The 13381-nt window shown below is 59.2% G+C and carries 10 protein-coding genes and 1 riboswitch; of the genes, 8 read left to right on the top strand and 2 right to left on the bottom strand.

Annotation, left to right across the window (positions count from 1 at the left end; translation table 11 throughout):
• Window positions 1-338: 338 nt before the first annotated feature.
• The 7 genes from B5M42_RS14835 (at window position 339) to B5M42_RS14805 (ending at window position 9793) form a co-directional block, all read left to right on the top strand.
• Window positions 339-2330 (top strand): elongation factor G, encoded by a 1992-nt coding sequence (locus B5M42_RS14835; protein ID WP_134749894.1) that lies wholly within the window; start codon window positions 339-341, stop codon window positions 2328-2330.
• An 86-nt stretch (window positions 2331-2416) separates the two neighbouring features.
• Window positions 2417-3682, top strand: coding sequence for an AAA family ATPase (locus B5M42_RS14830; RefSeq protein ID WP_167689628.1), 1266 nt, complete (start codon window positions 2417-2419; stop codon window positions 3680-3682).
• Between the two features lie 2 nt (window positions 3683-3684).
• Window positions 3685-4173, top strand: a complete 489-nt coding sequence (locus B5M42_RS14825; RefSeq protein ID WP_134749887.1) for a hypothetical protein — start codon at window positions 3685-3687, stop codon at window positions 4171-4173.
• 175 nt (window positions 4174-4348) lie between these two features.
• Window positions 4349-5842: a glycerol kinase GlpK gene (gene glpK, locus B5M42_RS14820; RefSeq protein WP_134749885.1), complete on the top strand. Its 1494-nt coding sequence runs from the start codon at window positions 4349-4351 to the stop codon at window positions 5840-5842.
• A 174-nt stretch (window positions 5843-6016) separates the two neighbouring features.
• The gene (locus B5M42_RS14815) at window positions 6017-7858 is read left to right on the top strand and encodes a glycerol-3-phosphate dehydrogenase/oxidase (protein WP_134749883.1); all 1842 of its coding nucleotides are present in this window, start codon (window positions 6017-6019) and stop codon (window positions 7856-7858) included.
• Window positions 7859-7919: 61 nt separating this feature from the next.
• The gene (locus B5M42_RS14810; RefSeq protein WP_134749881.1) at window positions 7920-8711 is read left to right on the top strand and encodes a lipase family protein; all 792 of its coding nucleotides are present in this window, start codon (window positions 7920-7922) and stop codon (window positions 8709-8711) included.
• A 125-nt stretch (window positions 8712-8836) separates the two neighbouring features.
• The gene (locus tag B5M42_RS14805) at window positions 8837-9793 is read left to right on the top strand and encodes a hypothetical protein (RefSeq protein ID WP_134749879.1); all 957 of its coding nucleotides are present in this window, start codon (window positions 8837-8839) and stop codon (window positions 9791-9793) included.
• A gap of 99 nt (window positions 9794-9892) precedes the next feature.
• Window positions 9893-9983: riboswitch (cyclic di-GMP riboswitch) on the top strand.
• Between the two features lie 281 nt (window positions 9984-10264).
• Here B5M42_RS14805 and B5M42_RS14800 read toward each other — a convergent pair.
• A complete protein-coding gene (locus B5M42_RS14800; protein ID WP_230632930.1) occupies window positions 10265-10744 on the bottom strand; it encodes a DinB family protein in 480 nt (159 codons plus the stop codon).
• Window positions 10745-11208: 464 nt separating this feature from the next.
• Here B5M42_RS14800 and B5M42_RS14795 point away from each other — a divergent pair, with 464 nt between their 5' ends.
• The gene (locus tag B5M42_RS14795) at window positions 11209-12015 is read left to right on the top strand and encodes a hypothetical protein (RefSeq protein WP_134749875.1); all 807 of its coding nucleotides are present in this window, start codon (window positions 11209-11211) and stop codon (window positions 12013-12015) included.
• Window positions 12016-12112: 97 nt separating this feature from the next.
• On the opposite strand, the gene B5M42_RS14790 is transcribed toward B5M42_RS14795, so the two are convergent.
• A complete protein-coding gene (locus B5M42_RS14790) occupies window positions 12113-13342 on the bottom strand; it encodes an aminopeptidase (RefSeq protein ID WP_134749873.1) in 1230 nt (409 codons plus the stop codon).
• Window positions 13343-13381: the final 39 nt, after the last annotated feature.

Below are 13381 nucleotides of genomic sequence, written 5' to 3'. Positions count from 1 at the left end.
GGCGTTCAAAGCCGGGCTGCGAAAGGTCGCTCGCGGTATCGGGAGGAGCCGCATTCCGGCGGGATGTGTGCGGCATGACGACGGTTGATCCGTTACAGCTCGCCGTACATTATTTTCGGCATAATGTTCCAAATCCCTGCCGGAAACAACGCAGAGGCTTGCGGGCTGCTGTTGTGCCGGGGCCAGGGAGAAGGCGCGATCCCTCCCGCTGCACGCCATGCGCCAACCCCTTGCCACGTCTGAATGAACGCGGGTTCATTAGACTTCTCTTTTGTCGGACGGATTCGGTATAATACAGGCAGGAAGCAAATTTCAGGAGCAAGGGGCCGGAAGACGCGATGAGCAAGGAAGCAGACGGCAGGCCAATGCGCAACGTGGGGATTTTCGCGCATGTGGATGCAGGGAAGACGACGACGACAGAGCATATCTTATACGAAAGCGGGCGTATCCGGGCGCTGGGCAGCGTGGACACCGGAACGGCGCAGACGGACTGGCTGGACGTGGAACGGGAGCGCGGCATTTCTGTGCGCAGCGCCACGACGGCCTGCACGTGGAAGGGCACCTATATCAATCTGGTGGACACGCCGGGACACGTCGATTTTTTGTCCGAGGTGGAGCGTTCGCTGCGGGTGATGGACGGTGCAGTGCTGATTGTCTCGGCGGTCGAGGGCGTGCAGTCGCAGACGGAGATGATTTGGCACGCGCTGCGCTCGCTGAACATTCCCACGATCCTTTATATCAATAAAATGGATCGGATCGGCGCGGACCCCGCGCGCGTGCTGGGCGAGCTGCACCGGCAGCTGACGCCGCTGGCGATTCCCGCGCAGACGCCGCTGGGCGCCGAGGACGGGTTCCGCGGTCCGCAGGATACGTGGGACGCGGGAGCGGCGGCGCTGGCCGGCTTTGACGCGGCCAGCGCGCTGGAGAAGCTGGCCGAGCTCGACGAAGCGCTGCTCGACCGTTATATTGAAGGCGCTGAGGTGCCGGCAGAGGAGGCTCGCGCTGCGCTGCGCCGCTATGCCCGGCAGGGCCGCGCCTTTCCCGTGCTGCTCGGGGCATCGAGCAGGGGGTTGGGGCTGCGCGAGCTGATGGACGCGCTGCTGGCGTATTTGCCGGCCCCGCAAGGCGACGCGGAAGCGCCGCTGTCCGGGGTCGTGTTCAAGGTAGAGCGGGACAAGACGATGGGCCGCATGGCTTATGTCCGCGTCTACAACGGCATGATCCGCAACCGGGACACCGTCGTCAACGCCACGTTGGGCGTGGAGGAGAAGGTGACCCAGATTCGCCGGATCGACGGGCGCAAGGCCGAGGACATCGGGCAAGTCGCCGCTGGCGATATTGCTGCCGTCTGCGGCTTGACGCAGGTGCGCATCGGCGACGTGCTCGGCTCTGCCGACGCCGTGCCGCGCGCGCCGCAGCTGGCTGTGCCGCTGCTTACGGTGCAGGCCCATGCGGCCAGCGAGCAGCAGTATCCGGCGCTGGTGGCGGCGCTGCAGGAGCTGACCGACGAGGACCCGCTGCTGGACCTGCAATGGCTGCAGGAGGAGCGGGAGCTGCACGTCAAGGTGATGGGCGCGATCCAACTGGAAATCCTGACCAGCTTGCTGCAGTCGCGGTTTGGCCTGCGCGTAACCTTCGGGCAGCCGTCGGTGATTTACAAGGAGACGCCGTCGCGCGTCGGCGAAGGCTTTATTGCCTATACGATGCCTAAGCCGTGCTGGGCGATTTTGCGCTTTCGGATCGAGCCGGGCGAACGCGGCAGCGGGCTGGTCTACGCCGCGCAGGTGCGCAGCGAGCAGCTGCTCGTCCAGTACCAGAACGAGGTCGAGCGCAGAGTGCCGGAAGCACTCCAGCAGGGGCTGCTCGGTTGGGAGGTCACCGATCTCAAGGTAACGCTGATTGAAGGCGAGCATCATGTGTGGCACACGCATCCGCTGGATTTTGCCGTGGCGACGCCGATGGGCATTATGCAAGGGCTTGTCGATACCGGAACGACTCTGCTGGAGCCGCTGCTACAGGTGCGGATTACCGTGCCGGAGGAATATGGCGGCAAGGTGCTGAGCGATCTGGTGCAGATGCGCGCCAGCTTCGAGCCGCCGCAGGTGTCGGGCGGGCGTTTTATCGTGGAAGGCCGCTTGCCGGTGGCCACCTCGCTCGATTATCCGGTCAGGCTGAGCGCGATGTCCGGGGGACGGGGCGTGATCGCTTCGTCCTTCGGCGGCTACGAGCCGTGCCCACCCGATGTGCGGGCTGAACGGAAGCGCCGGGGCGTCAATCCGCTCGACCAGGCGAAGTATATTTTGGCCGTGCGCAAGGCGTTGTCGATGTGATTGTGAAATTTTGTATGGTAGGGAGTATGCTTTGCTATAATGTAGGATATATGGTGATTACTCCAGTTAAACGAGGAGGTGTGCGAATGCTGAAGAGCTTTTCGTTTGAAAACTTTAAAAGTTTTGACCAGTCCAATCTGGAAATTGAAAAATTAACCGCTATTATCGGTACAAATGCAAGCGGTAAAACGAATGCCATAGAAGGAATCAAGATACTTTCCGAGATCGCTACAGGCAGAGAGTTGGCTGTTATTCTGGACGGCTCAAAGAATGTGGATAGCGAGATCAGGGGAGGAAGCGCAGGTTGCCCTGAAATCGGATCGGATACGTTTCGATTAGGCTGTGTTGTGGATATCGATAATGAACATGATCTGGAATATTCCATTACGATCAAGGTTAGCAATCGCGTATTTGTGCTCTCGGAATATTTATTTAAACGTTCGGTTCATGCTAGGCCGTATGTAGTTTTTCAGACAAAGGATACCCCCGATGATTTGAGTGATATCAACGTTGAATACAACAATGGACGCAAGGGGAGAAATCCTGAGGTCACCTGTATTCGTTCTGTGTCCGTGCTTGCGCAGCTATCTTCCAAAATGCCTACAACAACGGAAAAAACCAAGGAAAACGTAGCTTATATTAATTTGGTGTTAGAGCGCTTGGCTAAAATATTATTTTTAGACCCACTGCCTAGTCGGATGAGGGACTACGCAAGAATGAATGACCATGAGCTAAGACCGACAGCGGATAATATTTCATCCGTGCTATATGAATTATGCAAGAAAAAGGAGTACAAGCAAAGCTTATTGCAAGCGCTCCGACAATTGCCTGAAAATGAAATTCTGGATATCGGATTCATAGAAACATCAATTGGCGATGTGATGTTCAGTTTGCAGGAGAAATACGGAGAGCGATCGGAATTTGTGGAAGCTAAGCGTCTTTCGGACGGCACACTTCGATACCTGGCTATTTTATCGTCACTGATTAGTGAAGAGCCGGGCAGCATGATTGTCATTGAGGAAGTCGACAACGGCATTCATCCAAGCAGAATCAAAAGCTTGATTCAAACGATATCCAGATTGAATAAAGAAAGAAGGATTGATGTTATTATTACTACGCACAATCCTGTTTTGCTTAATGCTCTTACGAAAGAAGAATTACTTGGTGTTGTATTATGCTACAGAGATGCGGGCGATGGTTCGAGCAAGTTTTACTCGCTACCGGATATAGAATCTTTGCCTGCCTTATTATCCAAAGGAAATTTGGGAGATTTGACTGTGCGAGACGAGTTGGTCAAGGCTTTAAAAAAGCCGGTTCGGACGAGCGGTGACTTGGGATGGTTGGGGGTGTAAGCATGCATGTGAGCATTATTGATACTTCCATTTTATGTAATGTCATAAACATTCCTAATATGAATCAAAATCATAAAAAAGTTATGGAGGAGTTGGTTGCTCTACAACAAAATAAGCTACAGACATTGATTTTGCCGCTGGCTACAATCATTGAAACCGGCAATCATATTGCTCATATTGCCGATGGCAATATGAGAAGAGCGCGTGCTCTGGTAATGGCGGAGTTGATTCAAAGAACTGTAAACGATCAGGCGCCTTGGACCTATTACGGCAAGGAGTTTGAACGCGAGGAGTTATTGGAAATTTCCAAAGAAGTCGTTGATCATGCCGTGCGTGAAATCGGAATCGGCGATCTGTCTATTATTCAGGTTTATAAAACATACAAGGAGACGGTCCCGGCAATTGGATCTATCCGAATTTGGAGCTTGGATAGCCATCTGCAAGCTTATTTCGAAGAAATGCCTGCTATCCGAAGAAGAAGAGATCGTTAGCAAAGCGACCCCAGGACGCATTGACACCCGAGAAGTCCCCCCTTTACAATAAAAAGCAAGTGAAACGGCCGACGACTCCGACCCGACAACACGCACATCGATTGCTGATCTTTGCCGATAGCGACGTATGTGCTTTTTTTGTGCCGGCGGACGGCGGCGAAAGGAGCGATCACGGATGGAGCAGCGGTATATCATGGCGATCGATCAAGGGACGACAAGCTCCAGAGCGATCATTTTCGATCATCAGGGCCAGACACTGGCGATGGCGCAGCGCGAGCTGACGCAATATTTCCCCGAGCCGGGCTGGGTGGAGCACGATGCGGAGGAAATCTGGACGTCCGTGCTTGGAGTAATGGAGGAGGCGCTGCGGAGCGCCGGCATCCGTCCGGCGCAGCTGGCGGCGATCGGCATTACGAATCAGCGGGAGACGGCTGTCGTCTGGGAGCGCGGCACGGGCAAGCCGGTACATCGCGCGGTCGTTTGGCAATCCAGGCAGACGACGGCGATTTGCGACGAGTTGAAGGCGCGCGGTTTAAACGAGCTGTTCCGCGAACGGACGGGGCTGCTGATCGACGCTTATTTTTCTGCAACGAAGGTCAAATGGCTGCTGGACCGTGCCGACAGCGGGCGGGAGCGCGCTTCGCAAGGCGAGCTGTTGTTCGGGACGGTGGATACGTGGCTGATTTGGCGGCTGACGGGGGGCGTGGCGCATGTGACCGACTATTCCAACGCCTCGCGGACGCTGCTCTACAACATTCACGAGCTGTGCTGGGACGCTGAGCTGCTGGCGCTGCTGGATATCCCTGCGGCCATGCTGCCGGAAGTGCGGTCGTCCTCTGAGGTGTACGGACAGACGCGGGACATTCCGTTCCTTGACGTGCCGGTGCCGATTGCGGGTGCGGCGGGGGATCAGCAGGCGGCGTTGTTCGGGCAGGCGTGCTTTACGGCCGGTATGGCCAAAAACACCTACGGCACCGGCTGCTTCATGCTGATGCATACCGGCAAGAAGGCCGTGCCTTCGCAGCATGGGCTGCTGACGACGATTGCCTGGGGCTTGGACGGCCGGGTGGAGTATGCCTTGGAGGGCAGCATTTTCGTCGCCGGCTCGGCGGTACAGTGGTTGCGCGACGGGCTGCAGCTGATCGGTACGGCCGCTGAAAGCGAGGGCTGGGCCGAAGCGGTCGATTCGACCGAAGGCGTCTATGTGGTGCCGGCGTTTGTCGGCTTGGGCACGCCTTATTGGGACAGCGAGGTGCGCGGCGCGGTGTTCGGCTTGACGCGAGGCACGACGCGGTCGCATTTCATCCGCGCGACGTTGGAGTCGCTGGCGTACCAGACCAGAGATGTGCTGCAGGCGATGGAGGAGGATTCCGGCTTGTCGCTATCGCGCTTGCGGGTGGATGGCGGCGCGGTGGCCAACGGCTTCCTGATGCAATTCCAGAGCGATATGCTGGGCGTGGATGTCGAACGGCCGGTGGTCAGCGAGACAACGGCGCTAGGGGCGGCTTTTCTGGCCGGGTTAGCCGTGGGCTATTGGCGTGACCGCGAGGAGATTGCCGGGTTATGGCGGACGGACCGCGTGTTTGCTCCGCAGCTGGCGGCTCAGGAGCGGGATCGGCTTTATACAGGCTGGCGGAAAGCGGTGCAGGCGGCGAGAGCTTTTTGCTGAATACGATAGAGAGCCACAGCAGCTCGTCCGGAACGCTCGGGCCGCTCTGTGGTTTTTGGGCGTTGGCTGGCCGGGAAGGCCAGGGGTTGGGTTGGGGCGCCTTTGGGGCATCCTCGGGGCGTCTGCGGGGGCCGGGAGCCGGGGGAGCTGGGCACACGACGGGAGGGATGAGCGATGTTTGCTGGAAGCAAACGGCTGGAGCTGCTGGAGGAAATGGAGCGCGAGACGTTCGATCTGCTCGTGATAGGCGGAGGCATTACGGGGGCGGGCATCGCGCTGGATGCGCAAAGCCGCGGGCTGCGCACGGCGCTGGTGGAGATGCAGGATTTTGCTGCCGGCACCTCCAGCCGTTCGACGAAGCTGGTGCACGGGGGCTTGCGGTATTTGAAGCAGCTGGAGCTGCGGATGGTGGCCGAGGTCGGGCGAGAGCGGGCGATCGTGTATGAAAACGGGCCGCATGTGACAACCCCGGTCTGGATGCTGTTACCTTTATATAAAGGCGGCATGCTCGGCCCGTGGTCGACGTCGCTGGGGCTGCGGCTGTACGATGCGCTGGCCGGGGTGAACGCGTCCGAGCGCCGCCGGATGCTGGGCGCGGACGAAACGCGCGGGCGCGAGCCGCTGCTGCGCGCGGACGGTTTGCTCGGCGGCGGCTTGTACGTCGAGTACCGCACCGACGACGCCCGGCTGACCGTCGAGGTGCTGAAGAAGGCCGCCGCGCTCGGGGCGAAGGCGGTGAATTACGCCGCGGCGGTGGAGCTGCTGTACGCGGGCGGGCGGCGCGGACCGCATAGCGGCGGCGAGCGCGGCGCGGCGGGCAGCGGGCGCGCGGACGACGCCGGAGGCGCGCCGGGCTCCGCGGGCGCAGCAGGCGGTGCAGGCGCCGCAAGCGGCACAGGCGTAGCAGGCGCCCCTGCGCCGCCGTCGCCGGCCGCCGGCGAAGCCGCCACGGCGCGCGTCATCGGCGCGCGCGTGGTCGACCGGCTCAGCGGCCGGTCGTTCCAGCTCCGCGCAGCGCGCGTAGTCAATGCGGCCGGCCCGTGGGTCGACGAGCTGCGCGAGCTCGACGGCTCCAAGCACGGCCGCACCTTACACCACACCAAGGGAGTCCACTTGGTGTTTGACGGCGGCCGCTTCCCGCTGCGGCAGGCCGTCTATGCCGATACGCCCGACGGGCGCATGATCTTCGCGATTCCGCGGGACGGCAAAACCTACGTCGGCACGACGGACACCGACTACCGCGGCGATCTGGCCGCGCCGCGGCTGACGGCTGCCGACCGCCGTTACCTGCTGAGTGCGGTCCATGCCCTGTTTCCGGCGCTTGGCCTAAGCGAAGCCGACGTCGAGTCGAGCTGGACCGGCTTGCGGCCACTCATCCATCAGCCGGGCAAAAGCCCTTCGTCGATTTCCCGGCGCGATGAAATCTTCGTCTCCGCCTCCGGCCTCATCTCCATTGCCGGTGGCAAGCTCACCGGCTACAGAAGGATGGCCGAAACCGTCGTCGACCGCGTCGCTGCGCTGCTCCGCGCCGAAGGCCGCGCAGCGGCTGCGCCCTGCTGCACGCGCACGCTGCCGATTTCCGGCGGCAGCGTCGGCGGCTCCGCCGGCCTCGCCCTGTTCGTCGAGGCCAAGGTCGCCGCGGGCGTGCAGCTCGGGCTGCCCGCCGGTGAAGCTGCGCTGCTCGCCCGCCGGTACGGCTCCAACGTGGACGCCGTTCTGGCGCTGCTGGCCGCGTTCCGCGACGAAGCCGCCGCCTGCGGCGTACCGGCTGCGCTGCTCGCCGAGCTCGCCTACGCGATGGAGCACGAAATGGCCGTAACGCCGGCGGATTTCTTCATCCGCCGTACAGGGGCCCTCTTCTTTGACATCGCGTACGTGCGGCGGTGGAAGGAAGCCGCCGTCGATTTTTTTGCCCGCCGCTGCGGATGGAGCACGGAGCTTCGCATGTTGCGCGCGGCGGAGCTGGATCAGTGTCTGCGGGAGGCTGTGACCCCGCTAGACGAAGAAAAAGCGTGACAATCGTTATTTTTCGCTGGATAATAGACCCATAACAAGGAATAAGGAGGGAAATGAACCAATGGCCATCGATTCACAGTGGCAAGAGCGTATTTTCTGGGGCCAGTTTGTCCAGGTTGCTTACGAGATGTATGCCCAGAATCACCAGAATCCCCCGACCCCGGACAACTTTCCCGTCGGCTGGCAGCGGGTGGCCGATTTGCAAATGGCCCCTAAACTGGCTTTGCTACAGGAACGGGAGTTTGCCGGCGTGCTGGCGCGTTCGCAAGCGGACCCGCTGCATTGGGCGGTCGTTTTTCGCGGCACTGAAAGCCCGATGGACTGGCTTGCCGATTTCGAGTTCAAGCTGGAGACGATTACCGAGGTGCCGAATGGCGGAAGGACGGAGCAAGGCTTCACCAATTTGTACCGCAGTGTGAAGCTGGTGTTCGGCGACGGCGCAACGCCCGATCAGCCGCTGCTCCAGCATCTGGACCAGCTGCCTGCAGGCTCCCGCCTGACGGTATCCGGCCACAGCCTGGGCGGAGCGATTGCAACGCTGCACGGCTTTGTCGCAGGGAGCAAGCAGATTCCCGTTGAGGTCATTACCTTTGCTTCCCCTCGCGTCGGCGACGCCGATTTCGTCGCAGCCTTCCAGCGGCTCGTGCCTCACAATACGCGCGTCTTCAACCTGCCGGACCTCGTACCGACCGTGCCGCCGGAATTGGCGGGCTACCGGCATGTAGAAACCGGCGTAGAGATCAGCTCGCTGACATTTCCCGTCAAGCATTCGATTGTCTGCTATCATACGCTGAAAACGTATCTGTACGTCATGGGCGCTCAGGTAGAACTGGGCAGCTGCCTGTCTTCTTGAGCGGGCGGAGGCAGAAGGAGGGCAAACACCAGACGCGATAAGGCCGCAACGGCCGAAGGACAAGCCGTCTGGCGAGAGGCGGGCGGCGTCCGCTACAAGGAACGCATACGGAAGGGGAGCGATTAATGAGAAATATCGAGAGATATGACGAGGACTTTTTTAACTGTTATATGGCGCACGTGTTAAGCTACTTCAAGCATATCGACATTCAGATAGAGCTGGTGCTGTTCAAATGCATGGAGCCGGCGCTGCGCATTTATCGCAGCTTTATCGAGCTTGAGCGCGACCGCTGGCATTTCCGCTCGCCGTTCTTCGACCTGGGGCTGCTGGGAGCCCGCGGCGTGACCGAGTTCATTCCGACCTTCGACGAAGCGAAGCCGGCCATGCTCCGGCAGCTGGAGCGCGGCAAGGTGCTGTTTGTAACCGGCGACGGCTATTATATCCCGCACCGGCTGGAAACCTACAACAAATTCAAGCAGGCACACAATATGATGATCACCGGCTATCGCGAGACCGACAACGGCGCGCAATGGTATGTGGAGGATCACAACCGGCATCCCGATTTCTTCGGCTACTATGACGAGGAGATCATCCGGAGCTTTTACGATTTGGCGGAATATGAGTATGCGCATTTTATCAATTATTTTGAGTTTGATGACAAGCAGCTGGTCGAGCCCGATACGAAACGGATCTACGCCCAGTTTACCGAATATTTCGACATGTATGTCGACGATTTCTCAACGCTGGAGCGGTTTGCGGACGAGCTGGCCGCCCACGATCAGGATTTGACGGCCCTGCCGGGCGGTCTGGAGCTCTACGAGCGGACGTTCTTCTTCATTGCTTCGTCGCGCGAGCTGTTTCGCCGGTTCGCTGTGGCCATGAAGCTGGGCGATCAGCTGGAGGAGCTGCTCAAGCAATCGATCGCGCAGGCTTTCGCCGTTCGCGCGCAAATCATGCGCGGCAATGTCACCAAAAAGCTGAATACCGCCAAGGTGCGGGAAAGCTGCCGCCAGCTGCGGGAAGCGGAAGAGGCGATCTTGCGACTGATTCAGCGCGAGCATCCGTTTGCTTGGAATTTTTAATGGACTCACGGCAATTTTCGTCATAATTTGACAAAAAAACATTGACTTGTTCACAGAAAGTTCATAAAATAGGATATAAGAACTACATGAATCTGCTAACTGCGTTAAAGGCAAACCTGTACGAAAGTCAGGGACGCAAAGCCAAGGGTCTACGGTCCGCAAGCGCGAACTAGGACAGCCGGTTGCTCACACCACATTTTCTACAACTGGAGGAGATGGCGTATGGTGATTGTGAAAGCAGTGTTTAAGGGGTTCGGTTTCGTCATTGTCAGTCCGGAAATGCTCCCGTTTTTAATGATCAAAATGCGCATCTAGCGGCCTCCGATGTAGAGCGTGAATAACGAAAAGTCAGCAGACTTTACAAGTCTCCCTGTCGAGGGGGGCTTTTTTTATACGCCAAAAAAAGCCCCGACCAGCGCCAATTACGGCGCGGCCCGGAGCTTGACCGGCAGCCGGAGGGCTGTCGGTCCGTTACACTACAGGCGCGGCGATTCCGCGCTCGGCCCAGTCCTCGTAGACTGGACCGTACATATCCGGAACGCGCAGACCGGCTTGGCGCATCAGCACGGTTAATTGCCCACGATGATGGATTTCGTGCGCAATCAGCAGGTGCAGCATCAGCCCGTTAGGCCAGACCTGACCGTACATCATGCGCGTTTCGGCCAGTGTGGCGTCGGTCCACTGCACAGGCAGCGCAGCCAGCAACGCTGCGGTCGATTGGCGGAACGTATCCGCGATCACGGCGGCGGAAGCAGGCGCCTGATGGACATCGCACGGCACAGGCAGCGCAAGGCCGGCCAGAGACGGCATTTCATAAGGCATCGTGGCCAGATGCCAGGCGATGCGGCCGATCGTCCGGTGGTCGGCTGCCACGGCTTGGGCGAGCGAAGCATCGGTCAGCCGGTCGAACAGGCGCTGGGTGGCCGCCGATTCATGGCGGTAATTTTCGATAAAGCTTTGCAGGGTTGTAAACAGGGTTCATGACCTCCATCTGGGTAAGGGATTATCGCCGGTTCGGCTATCGAAACCGTATGCCCTTACTATAACGCAGCGCTCCTGACAGCATTATGTCAGTAGCTTAGAGCGCTTGCAGCGGTTATTTTACGGCAGCATTTGCATTTCCCGGCGCACGGGGACGACGCAACAGCAGCGTTCTATTCGCATACCGGCAGGATAAATACCCCATACTAAAAGTGTGGTGAACAAGTGGCCGGAGAGTCGATTAGGGAGTTGGAACAACGTCAGCGGTCGCCTTGTAGACGGATTTTCACCCCAAACGGGGTCCTTCCATCGAAAAATCCGGCTACAACAGCGAGTGCAAACCGCTATCGACCGGCGGACACTGGTTTTTCACCACACTTCTAACGCTGATATCGATTTGCGATTCTGGACGAAGAAAGAGGGAATTCATGCTCATGAATGTGCGGATAAACAGGAGATTGCTGCGTTTGGCGCTGCCCGGAGCTGCGGCCGGTTCAGCTGCGGCCTTGCTCGCTTTGTGCATGTTCACTACGCCGGCTGCAGCCAGACAAGAGACGCTTCCTGCTGCGTCGACGCAGGTGCTGCAGACAGAAGCCGCCGATGTGACGGGCGACGGACGCAAGGACCACATAACGCTGATCGGAGAGAAGGGTGAGGACCCGGGCAGCCCGTACTTTACCCAGCTGCGGCTGGTGGTTGCTCCGGGGGACGGTCAAGCGCCGATCAGTCTCGCGATGGAGGGCGGTTACAATCCGCGCCTGACGCTGTGCGACATGGACGGAGACAAGCTGCCGGAGCTGTACGTATCGGCGGATACCGGCGGAAGCGGCGGGTTTGTCGACCACTATTTGTATTCGCTGCGCGGCGGCGTGGCTGCGACGCTGCCGCTGCCCGAACCGCTGCAGGCGGAAGCCGCCTTCAAAAACAGCTACAAGGTCAAGCTGAAGCTCAAGGAAACCGGCAAAGTCTACACGATCAGCCTGAAGGACAAAAAAGCCGATTACGATCAATTCGGCGTCTATCGCAACGGGAAGCTGCTCAAGCCGTTTATTGTCGGCGTGAACGATTTTGGCCGTCTGGAGCCCGTTGATGCGGACGGCGACGGCGTTTGCGAGCTGGAGGGCGTGCAGCGGATCACCGGGATCGCCAACGCCGATACGATTGCTTACATCACCTCCGTGTGGAAATGGCGCAATCACGCATGGACGCCGGTGCAGGCAGCCATCCGCAAAACGCTGTAGCTGCCCGCGCCCCCGCAAGCGCGAAAAAAACACCGTCGGCTGCGGCCGAAGCTCAGGGGGCTTCTTTTCCGCAGTCGGCGGTGCTTTGTTGATCCAATCAGGCCCAATTGCCTTGTCGGAACAGCGGCTCGCGCGTGCCGTCTTCGCGAATGCCGTCAATCTCCATCCCGGGCGAGCCGATCATGAAATCGACGTGAATCAGGCTTTTATTGTAACCGTTCTCCAGCAGCTCCTCGGGGCTCATCGTCGTGCCGCCCTCCAGGCAAAACGGATAGGAATTGCCAAGCGCGATATGACAAGAGGCATTTTCGTCAAACAGCGTGTTGTAAAAGATGATGTTCGAATTCGAGACCGGCGAATCGTAAGGCACGAGCGCGACTTCGCCGAGATAACGCGCGCCTTCATCCATGTCGAGCAGCTTGTGCAGCATGTCCTCACCTTGCTCGGCCTCGGCGTGCACGACCTTGCCGTTCTCGAATGTCAGGCTGAAGCGGTCGATCAGCGTGCCGTTGTAGCTCAGCGGCTTCGTGCTGCGCACGGTGCCGTTCACGCCGGTTTTCTCCGGCATCGTGAACACTTCCTCCGTCGGCATGTTCGGCACATAGAACGTGCCCTTGTCCGTGCGGTTGCCGGCGCTGACCCACAGGTGGCGCTTCGCCAGCTCTACGGTCAGGTCCGTGCCTTCGGCGCGCAGATGAATCGCTTTGTAGCGGCGGCTGTTCAACAGCTGCTGCTTCTCCGTCAGCGTGGCGATATGGGCTTGCCAGGCAGCGACCGGATCTTCGGCATCGGCGCGCGTCAAGCTGAAGATCATCTCCCACAGCCGCTCGATCCGCTCCTCTGCACCCAGCTCCGGGAACACCTTGGCCGCCCATTCCGGCGTCGGAATCGATACCATCAGCCAATTGACCTGGCTGTTGCGCAAATATTTCAGGAAGCCTTCGCGTGCCGCCGCCGCGGCCTTGCTGGATTTGGCGATGCGCTCCGGGTCGATGCCCTTGAGCAGCTCGGAATTCGGCGCATAAATTTGCAGGAACGCCGCGCCTTGCTCGGCAAGCTCCTCCAGCCCCTTGGCCTTCCACATCGGATACTGCTCCAAGGTGGCGTCCGGCGCCTTGCGCAAGCGGATGGCTTTGACCTCATCGTCATCCCAGTCGACGACAACGTCGCGGGCTCCGGCTTCATAGGCTTTGTCCGTCAGCTTGCGGACGAATTCAGCGCAGGAAATCGGCGTCATAATGACGACCGTCTGCTCCGGCTGCACGTTCAGGCCGACCTTAATGGCAAGCTCCGCATATTTTTCCAACGTTTGATCGAAATACTCCATAGGTTTTGCCTCCTTTATATTTTGGTTGTTTTTGGTGTA

Source organism: Paenibacillus athensensis (genome assembly GCF_004514475.2).
Taxonomy (GTDB): Bacteria; Bacillota; Bacilli; order Paenibacillales; family NBRC-103111; genus Paenibacillus_AL; species Paenibacillus_AL athensensis.
This window is presented reverse-complemented; position numbering and strand designations above follow the sequence as displayed.